This is a genomic window from Alkalisalibacterium limincola, from assembly GCF_008017755.1.
Taxonomy (GTDB): domain Bacteria; phylum Pseudomonadota; class Gammaproteobacteria; order Xanthomonadales; family Xanthomonadaceae; genus Alkalisalibacterium; species Alkalisalibacterium limincola.
Window position 1 is genome coordinate 106,369 of the sequence record NZ_VRTS01000002.1, and the last position, 16,862, is coordinate 123,230.

The window sequence follows — 16,862 nt, forward strand, 5'->3', positions numbered from 1 at the left end:
CGAGCGCTTCACGGGGTCACCTCCTGGCCGAGCATGAAGTCCGACACCGGCTGCCTCGCGGGGTCGTTGCGGTCGTACATCAGCGCGCCGTCGATATAGACCTGCTCGGCCAATGCGTAGCTGCTGAAGGGGTTCTGGTTCCACACCACCACGTCGGCCATCTTGCCGCGCTCCAGGCTGCCGGTCTGGTCCTGGATGCCCAGCGACTTCGCGGCATTCCAGGTCAGCCAGCGGATCGCCCGCTCCGGCGGGATGTCCATGCCGGCCCGGCGCGCGCTGCCCATCACCTTGGCGGTCTCCTGGTTGAGCCGCTGGATGCCCTCGGCGGAGTCCGAATGCACGATCGCGCAGCCGTTCGCCGGCCGGTCGACCAGCGCGATGTTCTCCTGGATCGCGTCGTAGGCCTCCATCTTGAAGCCCCACCAGTCGGCCCACAGCGCACCGCAGATGCCCGCCTCGGCCAGTTCGTCGGCCAGCTTGTAGGCTTCCACGCCGTGGTGGAACGCGGCGATCTCGAACTCGAACTCGCGCGCCAGGTCCATCATCAGCGCCATCTCGTCGGCGCGGTAGCAGTGGATGTGCAGCATGATCTCGCCGTCGAGCACGCCGGCCAGCGTCTCGAGGCGCAGGTCGACGTTGGGCGCGTCGTTGTTGTTGCCGCTGCGGTTGGCGCGGTGCTTGGCCCAGCTCTCGCGGTAGCGCTGGGCCTCGATGAAGGCACCGCGGTAGCCGGCCATGTTGCCCATGCGCGTCATCGGCGCCTGGTTGCGGCTGCCATACACGCGCTTGGGGTTCTCGCCACAGGCCATCTTCAGGCCGTGTGGTGCATCGGGGAACTTCATCTCCTGCATCGTGGTGGCGTAGACGTTCTTCAGCGTCACGCCGCGGCCGCCGATGAGGTTGGCCGAGCCGGGCAGGATCATCAGCGAGGTCACGCCGCCGGCCAGGGCGGCGGCGAAGCCCGGGTCCTGCGGCCACACGCTGTGCTCGGCCCACACCTGTGCGGTCACCGGCGCGGTCATCTCGTTGCCGTCGGAGTGGGCGCTGGCGCCGGGGCTGGGATAGACGCCCAGGTGCGAATGCACGTCGATGATGCCCGGCGTGACCCACTTGCCGGTGCCGTCGATCTCCACCGCGCCGCGGGGGGCGCGCAGGCCGGAGCCCACGCGCTCGATGCGGCCATTGCTCATCAGCACGTCGGCACCCTCGAGGCGCTCACCCGTGCCGGTGAGCACGGTGGCATTGCGGATCAGCGTCGGCGTCGAGGCTGCCGCCTGGTAGGTGCCGGCGTAGGGTCCTGCATCGGCGGCCAGCGTGGAGGTCGCGACAGGCAGCGCGAGGAGGACGGCCGCGGCAAGGCTGCGGAGGTGTTTGGGTCGCATCGATGGATTCCCCTTGGTGGTCTTCGGCGCCCTTGGCGCCGGCACAGCCTGCAAGGCTAGCCGTTGGCCCCGGCGGGGGCGTCAGCCAGAAGTCACGGGCCGATGGCAGCATAGCCCGACGCGGGCCGGCTGCCTGCGCCCGCTGTCACGAAGCGCGCACGGCACCGCGCTAGAATGACGCGGAAAAGGAAAGGGCGGATGAAAGACAAGAACGAGATCGTGCAGAACTGGCTGCCGCGCTACACCGGCGTGCCGCTTGAAGCCTTCGGCGAACACGTGCTGCTGACCAATTTCGGCGGCTACCTCAACACCTTCGCGCGACTCACGGGCGCGCAGATCGTCGGGCTGGACCGGCCGATGTCCAGTGCCACCGCCGACGGCATCACGATGATCAACTTCGGCATGGGCAGCGCCAATGCCGCCACGGTGATGGACCTGCTCTCGGCGTACGGTCCGAAGGGCGTGCTTTTCCTGGGCAAGTGCGGCGGACTCAAGCGCAAGAACCAGATCGGCGACCTGGTGCTGCCGATCGCGGCGATCCGCGGCGAAGGCACGTCCAACGACTACATGCCGCCGGAGGTCCCGGCGCTGCCGGCGTTCGCGCTGCAGCGCGCGGTGTCGACGATGATCCGCGACCTCGGCCACGACTACTGGACCGGCACGGTGTACACCACGAACCGTCGCGTCTGGGAGCACGACGAGGACTTCAAGGGCTATCTGCGCCGGTTGCGCTGCATGGCCATCGACATGGAAACCGCGACGGTGTTCGCTGCCGGGTTCGCCAACTCGATTCCGTCGGGTGCGCTGCTGCTGGTGTCCGACCAGCCGATGATCCCCGAGGGCGTGAAGACCGAGGCCAGTGACGCCACGGTGACCCAGCACTTCGTCGACGACCACATCCAGATCGGCATCGAGGCGCTCAAGTTGATCCGTCGCCACGGCAAGTCGGTCAAGCACCTCCGGTTCGACTGAGCGTGGACATGATGAGCGTTGGCGCCCATTTCCTGCTCGCCTCGGTCGCCGTGCTGCTCTACATCGGCCTGGGCAACTTCCTCTACGTCGGGCGGGTGCTGCCGCTGCTGGCCGACCTCGGCCTGCAAAGCAACTACACCCTGCATCCGCGCCGACGACGCGCGCAGATCGACTCCTACCTCGCGCTGATCGAGCGGGTCGAGCATCGACCCTGGTGGGCCGCCTACCTGCGCCACTCCCACATGGCCGGGATCGTGGTGGGCCTGCTCATGCTCAGCGCGGTGACGCGGATGCTGGTGGCGATCGGTCCCTGAACGGCCCGTCCGGCCTTGGATCACCGTCACGCCATCCCCATTACAATGGGTCGATTCGCAATGGAGAACCGCCCCCATGTCCCTCGACACCACCACCCGCGAGCGCATCGACGCGCTGCTCACCGACAACCGTGTCGTCCTGTTCATGAAGGGTGAGCCGGGCGCGCCGCGCTGCGGGTTCTCGGCCAAGGCCTCCGGCATCCTGAGCAGCCTGGGCGTGGAGTACGCCCACGTCGACGTGCTCTCGGACGGTGAGATCCGCGAGGGCATCAAGCTCTACGGCAGCTGGCCGACCATTCCCCAGCTCTACATCGACCGCGAGCTGGTCGGGGGCAGCGACATCATCGAGCAGATGCTCAACGACGGGCAGCTGCACGAAGTTCTGGGCCTGCAGGCGCCCGACCGCACCCCGCCGGCCATCACCATCACCGAGACCGCGGCCGAGGCGATCAATCGCGCCATGGCCGAGGTCGAACCCGGCATGGGCCTGCACCTCGGCGTGGATCCGAACTTCAACGCCCAGTTCCAGCTGGCCCCGGTGACCGGCAGCGAGATCGTCTCCGAGGCCGAGGGCATCCGCATCCACTTCGACCTGGTCAGCGCGCCGCGGGCGAACGGCATCGAGATCGACTGGGTCGAGGATGTCGGTGGCGCCGGGTTGAGGATCCGCAACCCCAACGCCCCGCCGCCGGTGCAGCCGATCCAGGTCGAGGACGCGAAGGCGAAGCTGGACGCGGGCGAACTGGTCGTGGTCGACGTGCGTCCGGCCGAGGACCGTCGCCAGGCGGCGTTCCCGGGCCCCCATGAAGTGCTGGACGAGGACAGCCACGACCGCCTCGCGGCGCTCGACAAGCAGCAGCCGCTGGCCTTCCTGTGCCATCACGGCATTTCCAGCCGTCGTGCCGCCGAGCATTTCCGGGGGCTTGGCTTCCGAAACGTGTTCAACGTGGAGGGGGGCATCGATGCCTGGGCGCAGCGGGTCGACACCACCGTCCCCCGCTATTGAGCGGTCGCGGAATGACGTTCTAGAGTTTTTACGTTAACTTGGCCTCCAGGAACCTCCCCCAGGGCCTGGACGCCACCATGCTGGCCGCACTCCCGGTGTTCCTGTCGCCAGCGCGCAACCACCAACCACGAGGTGTGCAATGCGTTGGATTTCCATGATGACTGCCGCGACCCTGGGTGCGGTGCTGGCTGGCTGTGGCGGGTCGTCGCAGGCCGTTTCGGTCTGCGAGGCGGCGGTGGCCGAGCGCCTGCCGGGCCGCACCTACCAGCTCGATGCCGATGCGTTGCGCGCCAGCGCCCGCGAGGACGGCGAGGGGGTCGTCTTCCTGCAGGCCCCGCTGGTCATCGACCCGGGCATGACGATCGAGCAGCGGCAGACGGTCGAATGCCGCGTGCGTGGCAGCGACATCATCTCGCTCAACTTCATCTGGTAAGCAGCACCCGCGCGGCAGGCAATGCCGCCAGCGCCCATTCGCGGTACATCGCCCCGGAGGGGTGCAGTCCGTCGCCTGCCACCATCGCCGGCTCGGCGCCGCGCTGGCGGCTCACAGGCGTGATGTCGACCCAGGCCACGCCCCGTGCGCGGGATGCTTCGCGGTTGATCGCATTGTAGGCATCGAGTTCGCTGGCGACCTGGTCGAGGTCGCGGCCACTGCCCTGGCCGAACGGCGTGATGCCCCAGTCCGGTATGGAGAGCACCATGACCCGGCCGGGCTCGCCGCCGGCGAAGTCCACCGCACGCTCGAGCAGTGCCTGGAATTCCTCGCGGTAGTTCTGCGTCTCGCGTCCGCGGTACTGGTTGTTGACCCCGATGAGCAGGGTGACGAAGCCGAACGGTCCGGCGGGGGTCGCCTCGTCGATGGCCGCGTCGAGCTCGTCGGTGGTCCAGCCGGTCCGCGCAATCGTGGTGGGCGTTTCCAGCGCGATGCCCTCGGCCTGCAGCAGCGCGGCCAATTGATGGGGCCAGCGCTCCTCCTCGGGCACGGCCTCGCCGATGGTGTAGCTGTCACCCAGCGCCAGGTACGTGATCGGCGCGGGGCTCGGGTCGGGGGATGGTGTCATCGTGCATCCGGCAAGGGTGGCCAGGGCCAGGGGGAGGAGGAGTGCGGCCCGCATGTCAGGCGACGCTGCGCGCGCTCGCGGGCGCCGACTCGGCGCGCCGGGCGAGGACCCGCCCGATGCGCTGGAACACTTCGGCCATCGTCTCCGAATCGGGCAGCAGCGTGATCCGGAAATGATCGCGGCGCGCGAGGTTGAAGCTCGATCCGGGCACCACGAGAACGCGTTCGGTCTCGAGCAGCTCCACGGCGAAGAGGTGGTCGTCGAAGCCCGTGGCTGCGTCCCCGACGACCCGCGGGAAGGCGTACATGGCCGCCGCCGGTGCCACCAGGTCCAGGTGCCCGCTGGCAGCGCAGGCGTCGACCACCGCCTGGCGCGAGTCGTAAAGGCGGCCGCCCGGCCGGCACAGGGCGCTGATCGAATCGGCGCCCTGCAGGGCTGCCTGCACCGCGAACTGGCCAGGCACGTTGGCGCACAGGCGAAGCGCACCCAGCAGGTCGATCGCGTGGTGGTAGTCGCCGATCCTGGCGGCGTCACCGGTGAGCACCGCCCAGCCCACGCGCCAGCCGCAGGCGCGATGGACCTTGCTCAGCCCGCCCAGGCTCAGGCAGGGCACGTCGCCCGCCAGCGGCGCCAGGGGCTGGAACGGCGCGTCCGCATAGACGATTCCGTCGTAGATCTCGTCGGCCATCAGCAACAGGCCGTGGCGGCGGGCGATGCCGACCAGGGCCTCGAGCAGTTCGCGCGGGTAGCTTGCCCCGGTGGGATTGTTGGGGTTGATCAGCACCAGGGCCCGGGTGCGCGGGGTGACCAGGGCTTCGATCTCCTCCGGATCCGGGAGGAAGGCATTTTCCGACCGGCACGGGTAGTGCACCGGGAACCCGTCGTTGAGGATCGTGGCGGCCGTCCACAAGGGGTAGTCGGGACTGGGGAGCAGCACCTCGTCACCGGGGTTGAGCAGGGCACGAAGCGACAGGTCGATGAGTTCGCTGACCCCGTTGCCGAGGAACACCCGGTCCGCGTGCGCCTGGCTGGCGCCGCGCGCCCGGTGCACGGCCGCAACCGCCTCGCGGGCCTCGGGCAGGCCCTGCTGGTGGCCATAGGCTTCACTGGCGGGCAGGCCCCGCGACACCGCTTCGCGCAGATGGGCGGGTGCCTGGAATCCGAACGCGCCGGGATTGCCGATGTTGAGCTTGATCAGCGTCTCGCCGCGCGCCTCGAGTTCGCGCGCGCGCCGGGCCAGTTCGCCGCGGATTTCGTAACGGACATCGTTGAGGCGGAGGCGGGTGGCCAGCGGACGTTGCGGCATCGGCGGGGTTCGAAATGGATTCGCGCCAGCCTAGCCCAAGCACGGCCGCCCGTCAGCCGTCGCGTGTGCGACGCACGGCGTCCATCCACAGCGCGGTCGCGGCCAGCGCGACGAAGCCGAACTCCCACACCAGTGCGCCGGTGAAGAAGCCGGTCCACACCTGGTCGATGAGGGCGCCGAGCACCCGGGAGATGCCGATGCCGAGGTTGAGCAGCAGCACCAGCCACAGCGCCGGCCGAGCCCAGTGCGGACGGGTGGCGGCGAGCAGCAGCCAGGCCGCCAGCGCGATTTCCAGCCCGCCGTAGAAGGCCCTGAGTTCGACCGGGGCGGCCTCGCCCGAGAGGGTGATGCCGATGCGGGCCATCGGGTCGACCGGATCCAACAGGAACCAGCCACCGAAGCCGAGGAAGCCCAGTGCCGCCAGGATCAGTGTCAGTCGAACAAGCCAGTGCATGGGCGCAGGCTGGGCGCGCGGTGATGAAATCCGTGTGCACGGGCGCGACCGCGCGGCGCTACACTCCGCCCATCATGCAGCTTGGCGACGACACCCTCGACCACCTCGGCCATCTCGGCTGGCGCCCGGGCGTGGCCTTCTCGGCGGCCTTGCCCGATGCGCCGGCAGGACGCGTGGGCCGCGTGAGCAGCCAGCACCGCGCCGGCTACGAAGTGGCGGTGGACGAGGACGACGTCCGGCACGGCGTGCAGCCTCCGCCGGAGTGGCTGCGACCGCGCTTCCCGGCCGAGGATCGCGCCTGCGTCGGCGACTGGGTCGTGCTCGACGCGGAATGCGCCAACATCCTGCAGCGCCTGCCACGGCAGTCGGTGCTCAAGCGTGCCGCAGCCGGCGAGCACTACAAGCAGCAGCTGATCGCCGCCAACATCGACCATGTGCTGGTGGTGTGCGGCCTGGACCACGACTTCAACCCCCGGCGGCTCGAGCGCTACCTGCTGCTGGTGCGTGCCGGTGGTTCCGAGCCGGTCATCGTGCTGACCAAGGCCGACCAGGTCGACGACCTCGAGCCGGTGGCGGAAGCCCTGGCGGACATCGCGGCGCAGGACATCGCCATCCACCCGGTCAATGCCAAGGACGCCGATAGCGTGCGCGTGCTCGAGCCCTACCTTGGTGCCGGCCGTACGGTGGTCCTGGTCGGCAGTTCGGGTGCCGGGAAGTCGACCCTGACCAACACCCTGCTGGGCCTGGAGAAGATGGCGACGGGAGAGGTCCGCGAGAAGGACTCGCGCGGCCGCCACACCACGACCCGGCGCGTGCTGCTGCCGCTGCCCCAGGGCGGCTGCCTGATCGACACGCCGGGGATGCGCGAGCTGAAGCTGACCGGCGAGGAGAAGCTCGAGGCCAGCGCGTTCAGCGACGTCGAGGCGATCGCCGCAGGCTGCCGCTTCCGTGACTGCCGCCACGAGGGCGAGCCGGGTTGCGCGGTGCAGGAAGCGCTGGACACCGATGCGCTCGATCCCGACCACGTCGCCAACTACTTCAAGTTGCGCGACGAGCTGGCGACCGCTTCGGGCCAGCAGGCGATCCGGCAGGCCCAGCGTGCCGAGGAACGGACACCGGGGCGTGGTGCCGGCCGCACCAGCGCAAAGCGCCCGGGGGAATGGAAGGGGCGTCGTTGAGCAGGCTGCGTGACCCTGCGGTGCTGCACCACGCCGCCCTCGACGCGCGCCTGGTGGATGCGATCGGCTCGATCCGCATGCTGCAGTCGCTGAGCTGGCCGGCGCACGTGCAGGACGACTTCCTCTACAGCTGGAGCGCGGGCCAGGCGCGGCTGCCCAGCGTGGCCTACCCGCAGGCCGACTACCGCGAGGTGCGCGAGGAACTGGGTCGCATCGCTTCGGCAGCCGATGCCGACCATCCGCTGGGTCGATACCTGCTGGGCACGGTGGAAAGCTGGACGTCCGCGACCTGGCTGCTGGAGGGGGCAGGCGGTGCCGACGTGACCCGACACAGCATCGCGCTGTTCGGCCGGCCGGGCGACGCGCTGCCCGGGGGCGGGGCCACCAACATCGATGCGGCACGCCATTTCATCAGCCTGGCCGACGAGCTCGACCGCGAGCTGCTGCCGGACGAGTCGCAGCAGCGCATCACCGCCGAGGAACTCCGCAACGACTTGCAGGGCGAGCTCGATCGCTTCTTCGTGCACCATCGCATCAGCGTCGAGATCGACCCGGAACTGATCGCCAAGCCGCTGCGGGCCCGACCCGCATCCGCCTGCGGGGTGGCGGCCATTACAGCGAGTACGACCGGCACCAGCTGCTCGAGCACGAGGCCTACGTGCACAGCCTGACCGCGCTCAACGGCCGCGAGCAGCCGTACATGAAATCGCTGGCGCGCACCTCGCCACGCATCACCGCCACCCAGGAGGGAATGGCGACGTTCGCCGAGCTGATCACCGGGGCGATCGACATCGAGCGCATGAAGCGCATCAGCCTGCGCATCATCGCCATCGACATGGCCCTGCGTGGCGCGGACTTCATCCAGGTGTTCCGCTTCTTCCTCGACGCCGGCCAGACCGTGACCGACAGCTTCGCCTCGGCCCAGCGGGTCTTCCGCGGCGTGCCGTTGACCGGCAAGGCGGCTTTCACCAAGGACACCGTCTACCTGCACGGGCTGATCGGCGTGCATACGTTCTTCCGCTGGGCGCTGCGCCACCGGCGGCTCAACCTCGCGCGGTTGCTGTTCGCCGGCAAGATGACGCTGAGCGACGTGGTGGCGCTCGAGCCGATGTTCGAGTGCGGCGCCCTGGTCGCACCGCTGTACGTGCCGCCCTGGCTGCAGCGCGCCCAGGGGCTGGCCGGGATGCTGGCCTTCAGCCTGTTCGCCAACCGCATCCGCCTGGACAACATCGACGACGAGGCCCCGATCCCGGGGCTGTAGACGCGCGGCGCCCGGCTTCGGCGGCTTCGGCCCGTGCCGGCTACAATCCGGGGTCTGTGCCCAGCAAAGCCGCCGGTAGCCCCCATGCCCGAGAAAGACCTCAAGATCGCCGCCCTCGACTACCACCGCCAGAACCCGCCGGGGAAGATCAAGGTGGTGCCGACCAAGGCGATGGTGACGCAACGTGACCTGGCCCTGGCCTACTCGCCGGGCGTGGCCTACGCCTGCGAGGCGATCGTCGAGGATCCCAACGAGGCCAGCACGCTGACCGCGCGCGGCAACCTGGTGGCGGTGATCTCCAACGGCACCGCGGTGCTGGGCCTGGGCAACATCGGCCCGCTGGCGTCCAAGCCGGTGATGGAAGGCAAGGGCGTGCTGTTCCAGAAGTTCGCCGGCATCGACGTGTTCGACATCGAGATCGACGAGAACGACCCCGACAAGCTGGTCGACATCATCGCCAGCCTGGAGCCGACCTTCGGCGGCATCAACCTCGAGGACATCAAGGCGCCGGAATGCTTCATCGTCGAGCGCAAGCTGCGCGAGCGGATGAAGATCCCGGTGTTCCACGACGACCAGCACGGCACCGCGATCATCGTCGGTGCCGCGGTGTTCAACGCGCTGCACGTGGTCGGCAAGCAGATCGACGAGGTCAGGCTGGCCACGGCCGGTGCCGGTGCGGCCGGCATCGCCTGCCTGGACATGCTGGTGGCGCTGGGCATGAAGCGCGAGAACATCCTGGCGGTCGATCGCGACGGCGTACTGCACTCCGGCCGCAGCGACCTGGACCCGGACAAGGCGCGCTATGCGCAGGACACCGGGTGCCGGACGCTGGCCGACATCATGGACGGGGCCGACGTCTTCCTTGGCCTGTCCGCCGGCAACATCCTCACCGAGGCGATGCTGGCCTCCATGGCGCCCAGGCCGGTCATCCTCGCGCTGGCCAACCCGACCCCCGAGGTCGATCCGGGCCTGGCCCGCAAGGTGCGCCCCGACTGCATCATCGCCACCGGCCTTCGGACTACCCGAACCAGGTCAACAACGCCCTGTGCTTCCCCTACATCTTCCGCGGCGCGCTGGATGTCGGCGCCACGGTGATCAACGAGGCGATGAAGACCGCCTGCGTCAAGGCGATCGCCGAGCTGGCCCGCATCGAGGCCACCGACCTGGGCTCCGCCTACGGTGGCGAGACGCCAAGCTTCGGTCCGGACTATCTGATCCCGCGTCCCTTCGACCCGCGGCTGATGGTGCAGCTTTCCCCCGCGGTCGCCAAGGCGGCGATGGACTCGGGCGTGGCCACCCGGCCGATCGAGGACATGGACGAGTACCGGGACCGCCTGAGCCAGTTCGTCTACCGCACCGGCCTGCTGATGAAGCCGATCTTCGACCGCGCCCGCACCGACCTCAAGCGCGTGGTCTATGCCGAGGGCGAGGAGGAAACGGTGCTGCGCGCGGTCCAGACCGTTGTCGACGACGGCCTGGCGCGCCCGATACTGATCGGCCGGCCGGCGGTGATCCAGATGCGCATCGAGCGCCTGGGCCTGCGCATCCGGCCGGGCGTGGATTTCGACCTGACCAACATCGACGACGACCCGCGCTTCAACGACTACTGGCAGCTCTACCACGCCATCATGCAGCGTCGTGGCTTCAGCCCGGCCGCGGCCAAGGCCGTGGTGCGCACCCGCTCCACGGCGGTGGCGGCACTGATGGTCAAGCGCGGCGAAGCCGATGCGATGCTGTGCGGGATCGTCGGCCGCTACCAGAAGAAGCTGGCCTACGTGGTGAACATCCTCGGGCGCGAAGTGGGCATTCCCAACAGCTCCGCGATGAGCGCGGTGCTCAACGACAAGGGCGTGTTCTTCTTCTGCGACACGCATGTGCAGGCGTGCCCCACCGCCGAGCAGATCGCCACCAGCGCGCTGCAGGCGGCCTACCGGCTCAAGCTGTTCGGCATCACCCCGAAGGTGGCGCTGGTAAGCCATTCCAACTTCGGCAGCCATGACGACGAGAGCGCGCGGAAGATGCGCGATGCGCTGGTGCTGATCCGCGAACGCGCCCCCAAGCTCGAGGTCGAGGGCGAGATGCATGTTGATGCGGCGCTCAAGGAAGAGATCCGCAACCGGATCTTCCCCAACTCGCGCCTGAGCGGCAGTGCCAACCTGCTGGTCTTTCCGAACCTCGACGCGGCGAACACGGCCTACAACCTGGTGCGCACGATGACCGACGGCGTCGGCCTCGGCCCGATCCTGATGGGAGTGGCCGGCGCGGCGCATGTCCTGACGCCATCGGCGACGGTGCGGCGGGTCGTGAACATGACCGCGCTGGCCGCGGTGGAGGCGCAGATCCGTGCCGAGCGGGGCTTGTAGCCCCACCGGGGCCGGGGCGGAAGAGGGCCTCGTCCGACCGGGCCCGGCGCGCCAGCGGCGTGGCGTGCGGACCTGCCCGCCGGCGGGTCCGGATTGCCGGCGGGGCTCGTGACAACGCCTCCGGGAGCGCTGAGGTGGTGGCGGGCATGGCGAAGCTTCGTCGACGGAAGGACCGCTGCGCTGCCCCCGGTCGAGCGTGCCCGCATGGAGCGTCTCCAACTCGACACCATGCACGCACCGGCGACCCGGCTGGTCCAGGTGCTTTGCGTGTTCGGTCTGCTCAATGTCGTGCTTGCGGAGCTGGGGCTGATGGCCGGGGCCGGGTTCTCGCCTGAGGTCGGCGTGGCCTTCGCCGTGATGCTGGCATGTGCCGGCGGTTTCGCGCGGATCCCCGCGGTGGGGCCGCGGGCCCTCGTGGGCCTGGTCTTCCTGTTCTCGTTCGTGATCGTGCTGCTCGGCCCCCCTGCCGCCTGGCCCCACGTGTCCGGGCTCGCCCTGGCAGGCATCATCCTGCTCCCGGTGATGATCATCCCGCTGCTGGTGCGCTGGTGGGTGGTCTGGATATTGATCGTGTTCTGCGTCGTGCTGGTGGTCATCCTCACGATGGTCGCCGAGGGCGTGCCCGCCGCCACGCGCATGGGCCTGTACTTCCACCTCCTGCTGGCCTTCGCCTCGGGCCTGATGCTCAGGCGCAGTCGCGCCGACCTCGTCGCGCATGCGATCACCAGCCTGGAGTCGGCCTGGTCGCAGGCCAACACCGACCTGCTCACGCGCCTGCTCAATCGCCGTGGCTGGGTGCGGCATACCCAGGAAGTGCTCGGACGTGGGCGCGAGGAGGGTGAGGAACTGGCCGTGCTGTTCATCGACATCGACCATTTCAAGCAGCTCAACGACACCCATGGCCACCAGGTGGGCGACGAGGTGCTGGCACAGCTGGGTCGGGTGATCCGGACCCGGCTGGGCGAGGAGGACCTGGGAGCCCGCCTGGGTGGCGAGGAACTGGCCTGCCTGTTGCGCCGCTCGTCGCGCCCGGCGGCGCTGCGTTTCGCCGAGCGGGTCCGCCGCGACTTCAGCGCGCGCAACGCGCAGTACGGCTCGACGATCAGCGTGGGGATCGCCATGGCCGGCGCGGAGCAGGATCTTGGCGACCTGATGGCCCGGGCGGACGAAGCGATGTATCGGGCCAAGTCGCTCGGACGCGATCAGGTGGTGCTGGCCGACGAGGTGTGCGCCGGCAAGGTGGTTGGCGCATCCAGCCATACGGCATCCCAGAAGGGGTAGTCGGCGATCCGCCGGGCGAGCCCGCAGCGTACCGGTGCCAGGACGAGCTCTCGACCTGCCTCGCGGGGCGTGTTCACACCGGCCAGCTGCGTCAGGTGGCCACCGAAGGCCCACAGCCCGCCCTGTCCCCCGAGCTGCGCCCAGGCCCGCTCGCCCGCTTCGCGGACGCGATTGAGCCGAATGTCCGGGCTGTCGAGCGCGCCCGACTGGACCAGGCCCTGCCAGCCATCGGGCAGCAGCACCCAGGCCAGCAGGCGCGAGTTCACCCACACCCGCCTGTCGCTCAGCGCGCGACTCAGGACGAACCCGCGACGCCCCTGCAGCGGGTCCAGGCGCTCGGCGAAGGGCAGGCTGACGCGGTAGAGGGCCACGGGCGCGAAGGACTGCGTCCGCACGGGGCAGGCGGCAAGGTGCATGCAGTGATGTTGCCCGCCTCGGGTGCCGGTCCGCCGTCGGCACGACATGCGTCGCGATGTCGGAAATTCCCCCGGCATCAGTGCCATACGCTGCCGTACCGGCGGGTTCCCGAAGCACCATGCGCTACACTTGGCGGTCCGAAACCTAGAGCGGACGGGAGCGCCCGACCGCACGACGCACGAGCTGCGGTGGACGGCCACCGCCCTTGGAGAACTACGAATGAACTGGCTGAACGACGCGCTGGCACAGGACCCGGATCCCACCGAGACCCGAGAATGGATCGAGTCGCTGCAGGCGGTGATCGGCCACGACGGCCCCGGGCGCGCCCACCAGTTGCTCGAGAACATGGTGGAGATGACCCGCCGGGCCGGTGGCTCGCTGCCGTTCAACCCCACCACGGAATACATCAACACCATCCCGCCGCACCTGGAGGCCAAGAGCCCGGGTGACGCCGCGATGGAGTGGCGCATCCGCTCGATCATCCGCTGGAACGCGCTGGCGATGGTGGTGCGCGCCAACCGCAAGCCCGGCGACCTTGGTGGGCACATCGCCAGTTTCGCTTCGGCCGCCACGCTCTACGATGTCGGCTTCAACCACTTCTGGCGCGCGCCCAGCGACGACAACCTGGGCGACCTGCTCTATATCCAGGGCCACTCGTCGCCGGGCATCTACGCGCGCTCGTTCCTGGAGGGCCGCATCAGCGAAAGCCAGCTCGACCACTTCCGCATGGAGGTCGACGGCAAGGGCATCAGCTCCTACCCGCATCCCTGGCTGATGCCGGACTACTGGCAGACCCCGACCGTGTCGATGGGCCTGGGCCCGATCGCGGCGATCTACCAGGCACGCAACCTGAAGTACCTCGAGAACCGGGGGCTGATCCCGAAGCAGGGCCGCAAGGTCTGGTGCTTCCTCGGCGACGGCGAGACCGACGAGCCCGAGAGCCTCGGGGCGATCTCGGTGGCCGGTCGCGAAGGGCTGGACAACCTGGTGTTCGTCATCAACTGCAACCTGCAGCGCCTGGACGGGCCGGTGCGCGGCAACGGCAAGATCATCCAGGAGCTCGAGGGCGGGTTCCGGGGTGCCGGCTGGAACGTGCTCAAGCTGGTCTGGGGCAGCTACTGGGATCCGCTCCTGGCGCGCGACAAGGACGGGCTCCTGCGCAAGCTGATGATGGAGACCGTCGACGGCGAGTACCAGAACTGCAAGGCCTTCGGCGGTGCGTACACGCGCGAGAACTTCTTCGGCAAGTACCCCGAGACCAAGGCGATGGTCGCCAACCTGTCCGATGACGACATCTGGCGCCTCAACCGTGGCGGCCACGACCCGCACAAGGTCTATGCCGCCTACCACGCGGCGGTGAACCACGAGGGCCAGCCGACCGTGATCCTGGCCAAGACGGTCAAGGGCTACGGCATGGGCAAGGCCGGTGAGTCGCTCAACCCGACCCACCAGACCAAGAAGCTCGACGAGGAGGACGTGGCCGCGTTCCGCGACCGCTTCAACATCCCGGTCGAGGTCGAGCAGCTGTCGAAGCTGCCGTTCTACCACCCGGGCGAGAAGTCCGAGGAAGTGCAGTACCTCAAGGAGCGCCGGGCCGAGCTGGGTGGCTACCTTCCGCAGCGCCGGGTCAAGGCCTCCAAGCCGCTGACGGCGCCGAAGCTGGAGGTGTTCGAGCGCCTGCTCAAGTCCACTGGCGAGCGCTCCAACTCCACCACGATGTCGTTCGTTCAGGCGCTCAACATCACCCTGCGCGACAAGCAGGTGGGCCCGCGCTGCGTGCCGATCGTGGCCGACGAGGCGCGCACCTTCGGCATGGAGGGCCTGTTCCGCCAGCTGGGCATCTATGCGCCGAAGGGGCAGAAGTACAAGCCGGTCGACGCCGACCAGCTGATGTACTACCGCGAGGACCAGACCGGGCAGGTGCTGGAGGAGGGCATCACCGAGGCCGGTGCGTTCGCCAGCTGGATGGCGGCCGCCACCAGCTACTCGACCAACGACCTGCAGTTGATGCCGTTCTACATCTACTACTCGATGTTCGGCTTCCAGCGCATCGGCGACTCCGCCTGGCAGGCCGCGGACATGCGTTCGCGCGGGTTCCTGCTGGGCGCCACCGCCGGGCGAACGACGCTCAATGGCGAGGGCCTGCAGCACGAGGACGGCCACAGCCACCTGCTGGCCAGTGCGATCCCGAACTGCCGCAGCTACGACCCGACCTTCGGCTACGAGGTGGTCGTCGTCCTGCAGCACGGCATGCAGCGCATGCTCGAGGAGCAGGTCGACGAGTACTACTACCTGACGCTGATGAACGAGTCCTACCCGCATCCGGACATGCCGGAAGGCGCGGCCGAGGGCATCATCAAGGGCATGTACCTGCTCAAGGACGCCGGCAAGCCGAAGAAGGGCGAGCTGCGCGTGCAGCTGATGGGCAGCGGCACGATCCTGCGCGAGGCGATCGCTGCGGCCGAACTTCTGGACAAGGACTTCGGCGTCACCGCCGACATCTGGAGCTGCCCCAGCTTCACCGAGCTGGCGCGCGATGGCGAGGACGCCATCCGCCACAACCGCCTGCACCCGGAGGCGAAGTCGAAGCGGCAGCCCTACGTGACCGAGCTGCTGTCGGGTCGGCAGGGCCCGGCGATCGCGGCGACCGACTACGTGCGCAGCTTCGCCAACCAGATCCGCGAGTTCGTGCCGATGCGCTACACCGTGCTGGGCACCGACGGCTTCGGCCGCTCCGACACCCGCGAGAACCTGCGCCGCTTCTTCGAGGTCGACCGTTACCACATCGCGCATGCGGCGATCTGTGCGCTCGCCGACGAGGGCAAGATGAATGGCAAGGACGTGGCGCGGGCCATCAAGGAGTACAAGCTCGACCAGGACAAGCCCAATCCGCTGACGGTCTAGGGGCGGCCTCCACGCCCCGCGGGAGGGTGCCAGGCCTCTCGGGACCCGGGCCCTTTCCCGCGAGGAGAGGGGCTATTGAGGGGTGCCGAATACCTGGACCCAGTAGATCACCGCGTCGCTTTGCTCGTCGATGGCATAGGCCGCGCCGGTTGCGGAGAAGTCCGGATTCATCAGCGTGGTGCAGTGGGTCGGACTGTCGATCCAACCCTCCACGGCTTGCTCCGGCGAGCCGGCTCCGGCGGCGATGTTCTCGCCGATGCGGCTCCACGCGTAGTCGGCCTGGTCGACCCGGTGCGACAGCGTCTCGCCGCTGGGACTGACGTGGCTGAAGAAGTTGTGCTCGGCCATGTCGCGGCCGTGGGCCAGGGCTGCCTGCGCCAGCGGTTCGCTCCATTGGAGCGGCGCGGCGGCATCGTGGTGGGCGGATCCGCAATAGCGTGCTGTCGCTCGCGCCTGGTTGACCTGCTCGAGGATCGCCCGGCCCGCCTCGCGCCAGTCGCCCAGTCCCTCGTCCAGCAGCGGGCGCGCCAGCACCACTTGCCACCGGGTTCCGTCACGCGCCACGCCGATGTCGGTGAACTGCTCATCGAGAAGGACCGGGCAGTAGCGCGTGGCCAGGAACTCCATCGCTTCGTGCGCATCGCCGGGGCCCCGCAGTTCGATGACCTGGACCTTCGCCGGTGAATACCCGGTGGCACGGGTCGCCGCCATCGGATTGGAAGCCGCCCCGGCGTCGAGCCGGGCCAGTCGCTCGTCCGGGGCCAGCGAGGGCACCGCGGCCACCTGCCGTCCGTCGCATGCGTCACTTGCGTCGCGGTGGCTGTTGATCAGCGACACGAGTTCGGCTTCGTCTCCAGCCACGGGATCGCTCGCTGACGCAAAGCCCATGATCATCAGGGCGATCGGAAGGAGCACTGCAGCGCAGCCTCGGGGTGCGCGACTGTCCCGGCGCATCGGCAACGG

Annotated in this window: 13 protein-coding genes and 2 pseudogenes; 9 read left to right on the forward strand and 6 right to left on the reverse strand. The window is 69.0% G+C overall.

What is annotated here, in order from left to right; all coding sequences use genetic code 11:
- Positions 1-8: 8 nt before the first annotated feature.
- Complete coding sequence (locus FU658_RS03475; RefSeq protein WP_147890820.1) at positions 9-1,382, reverse strand: amidohydrolase; 1,374 nt, start codon at positions 1,380-1,382, stop codon at positions 9-11.
- A 198-nt stretch (positions 1,383-1,580) separates the two neighbouring features.
- On the opposite strand from FU658_RS03475, the gene FU658_RS03480 reads away from it, so the two are divergent.
- From FU658_RS03480 to FU658_RS03495, 4 genes are all read left to right on the forward strand, one after another.
- Positions 1,581-2,354, forward strand: coding sequence for an AMP nucleosidase (locus FU658_RS03480; protein WP_147890821.1), 774 nt, complete (start codon positions 1,581-1,583; stop codon positions 2,352-2,354).
- A gap of 8 nt (positions 2,355-2,362) precedes the next feature.
- Positions 2,363-2,668: a hypothetical protein gene (locus FU658_RS03485; RefSeq protein ID WP_187265890.1), complete on the forward strand. Its 306-nt coding sequence runs from the start codon at positions 2,363-2,365 to the stop codon at positions 2,666-2,668.
- 76 nt (positions 2,669-2,744) lie between these two features.
- On the forward strand, positions 2,745-3,674 hold the full coding sequence (gene grxD / locus FU658_RS03490; protein WP_147890823.1) for a Grx4 family monothiol glutaredoxin: 930 nt from the start codon (positions 2,745-2,747) through the stop codon (positions 3,672-3,674).
- 139 nt (positions 3,675-3,813) lie between these two features.
- On the forward strand, positions 3,814-4,107 hold the full coding sequence (locus tag FU658_RS03495) for a hypothetical protein (protein ID WP_187265891.1): 294 nt from the start codon (positions 3,814-3,816) through the stop codon (positions 4,105-4,107).
- Here FU658_RS03495 and FU658_RS03500 read toward each other — a convergent pair.
- The 3 genes from FU658_RS03500 to FU658_RS03510 are packed head-to-tail and all read right to left on the reverse strand — an operon-like array spanning position 4,097 to position 6,495.
- Complete coding sequence (locus FU658_RS03500; protein ID WP_147890825.1) at positions 4,097-4,735, reverse strand: SGNH/GDSL hydrolase family protein; 639 nt, start codon at positions 4,733-4,735, stop codon at positions 4,097-4,099. The genes FU658_RS03495 and FU658_RS03500 overlap by 11 nt on opposite strands.
- A 55-nt stretch (positions 4,736-4,790) precedes the next feature.
- A complete protein-coding gene (locus FU658_RS03505; protein WP_147890826.1) occupies positions 4,791-6,041 on the reverse strand; it encodes an aminotransferase class I/II-fold pyridoxal phosphate-dependent enzyme in 1,251 nt (416 codons plus the stop codon).
- A gap of 52 nt (positions 6,042-6,093) precedes the next feature.
- The gene (locus tag FU658_RS03510) at positions 6,094-6,495 is read right to left on the reverse strand and encodes a DUF4345 family protein (protein ID WP_147890827.1); all 402 of its coding nucleotides are present in this window, start codon (positions 6,493-6,495) and stop codon (positions 6,094-6,096) included.
- A 74-nt stretch (positions 6,496-6,569) separates the two neighbouring features.
- Here FU658_RS03510 and rsgA point away from each other — a divergent pair, with 74 nt between their 5' ends.
- From rsgA to FU658_RS03530, 4 genes and pseudogenes are all read left to right on the forward strand, one after another.
- The gene (gene rsgA, locus FU658_RS03515) at positions 6,570-7,673 is read left to right on the forward strand and encodes a ribosome small subunit-dependent GTPase A (RefSeq protein WP_147891077.1); all 1,104 of its coding nucleotides are present in this window, start codon (positions 6,570-6,572) and stop codon (positions 7,671-7,673) included.
- Positions 7,655-8,934: pseudogene (locus tag FU658_RS03520) on the forward strand (peptidase MATCAP family protein). Before rsgA ends, FU658_RS03520 begins: the two are co-directional and overlap by 19 nt.
- 84 nt (positions 8,935-9,018) lie before the next feature.
- Positions 9,019-11,297 (forward strand): annotated as a pseudogene (locus FU658_RS03525) (NADP-dependent malic enzyme).
- A 204-nt stretch (positions 11,298-11,501) separates the two neighbouring features.
- Positions 11,502-12,578 (forward strand): GGDEF domain-containing protein, encoded by a 1,077-nt coding sequence (locus FU658_RS03530; protein WP_147890828.1) that lies wholly within the window; start codon positions 11,502-11,504, stop codon positions 12,576-12,578.
- On the opposite strand, the gene FU658_RS03535 is transcribed toward FU658_RS03530, so the two are convergent.
- A complete protein-coding gene (locus FU658_RS03535; protein ID WP_147890829.1) occupies positions 12,500-12,949 on the reverse strand; it encodes a transposase in 450 nt (149 codons plus the stop codon). The two genes, FU658_RS03530 and FU658_RS03535, sit on opposite strands and share 79 nt — an antisense overlap.
- Positions 12,950-13,214: 265 nt before the next feature.
- Here FU658_RS03535 and aceE point away from each other — a divergent pair, with 265 nt between their 5' ends.
- Positions 13,215-15,899 carry a pyruvate dehydrogenase (acetyl-transferring), homodimeric type gene (gene aceE / locus FU658_RS03540; protein ID WP_147890830.1) on the forward strand — a complete coding sequence of 895 codons (2,685 nt, stop codon included), beginning with the start codon at positions 13,215-13,217 and terminating at the stop codon, positions 15,897-15,899.
- A gap of 72 nt (positions 15,900-15,971) precedes the next feature.
- On the opposite strand, the gene FU658_RS03545 is transcribed toward aceE, so the two are convergent.
- Positions 15,972-16,760 (reverse strand): CAP domain-containing protein, encoded by a 789-nt coding sequence (locus FU658_RS03545; RefSeq protein WP_222708352.1) that lies wholly within the window; start codon positions 16,758-16,760, stop codon positions 15,972-15,974.
- Positions 16,761-16,862 lie beyond the last annotated feature (102 nt).

What these genes read in the sequence shown, in the direction of transcription:
- grxD (WP_147890823.1), top strand. Translation starts at nt 2,745, where the DNA reads ATGTCCCTCGACACCACCACCCGCGAGCGCATCGACGCGCTGCTCACC.
- FU658_RS03505 (WP_147890826.1), bottom strand. Translation starts at nt 6,041, where the DNA reads ATGCCGCAACGTCCGCTGGCCACCCGCCTCCGCCTCAACGATGTCCGT.
- rsgA (WP_147891077.1), top strand. Translation starts at nt 6,570, where the DNA reads ATGCAGCTTGGCGACGACACCCTCGACCACCTCGGCCATCTCGGCTGG.
- FU658_RS03485 (WP_187265890.1), top strand. Translation starts at nt 2,363, where the DNA reads ATGATGAGCGTTGGCGCCCATTTCCTGCTCGCCTCGGTCGCCGTGCTG.
- FU658_RS03495 (WP_187265891.1), top strand. Translation starts at nt 3,814, where the DNA reads ATGCGTTGGATTTCCATGATGACTGCCGCGACCCTGGGTGCGGTGCTG.
- FU658_RS03510 (WP_147890827.1), bottom strand. Translation starts at nt 6,495, where the DNA reads ATGCACTGGCTTGTTCGACTGACACTGATCCTGGCGGCACTGGGCTTC.
- aceE (WP_147890830.1), top strand. Translation starts at nt 13,215, where the DNA reads ATGAACTGGCTGAACGACGCGCTGGCACAGGACCCGGATCCCACCGAG.
- FU658_RS03480 (WP_147890821.1), top strand. Translation starts at nt 1,581, where the DNA reads ATGAAAGACAAGAACGAGATCGTGCAGAACTGGCTGCCGCGCTACACC.
- FU658_RS03530 (WP_147890828.1), top strand. Translation starts at nt 11,502, where the DNA reads ATGGAGCGTCTCCAACTCGACACCATGCACGCACCGGCGACCCGGCTG.
- FU658_RS03500 (WP_147890825.1), bottom strand. Translation starts at nt 4,735, where the DNA reads ATGACACCATCCCCCGACCCGAGCCCCGCGCCGATCACGTACCTGGCG.
- FU658_RS03475 (WP_147890820.1), bottom strand. Translation starts at nt 1,382, where the DNA reads ATGCGACCCAAACACCTCCGCAGCCTTGCCGCGGCCGTCCTCCTCGCG.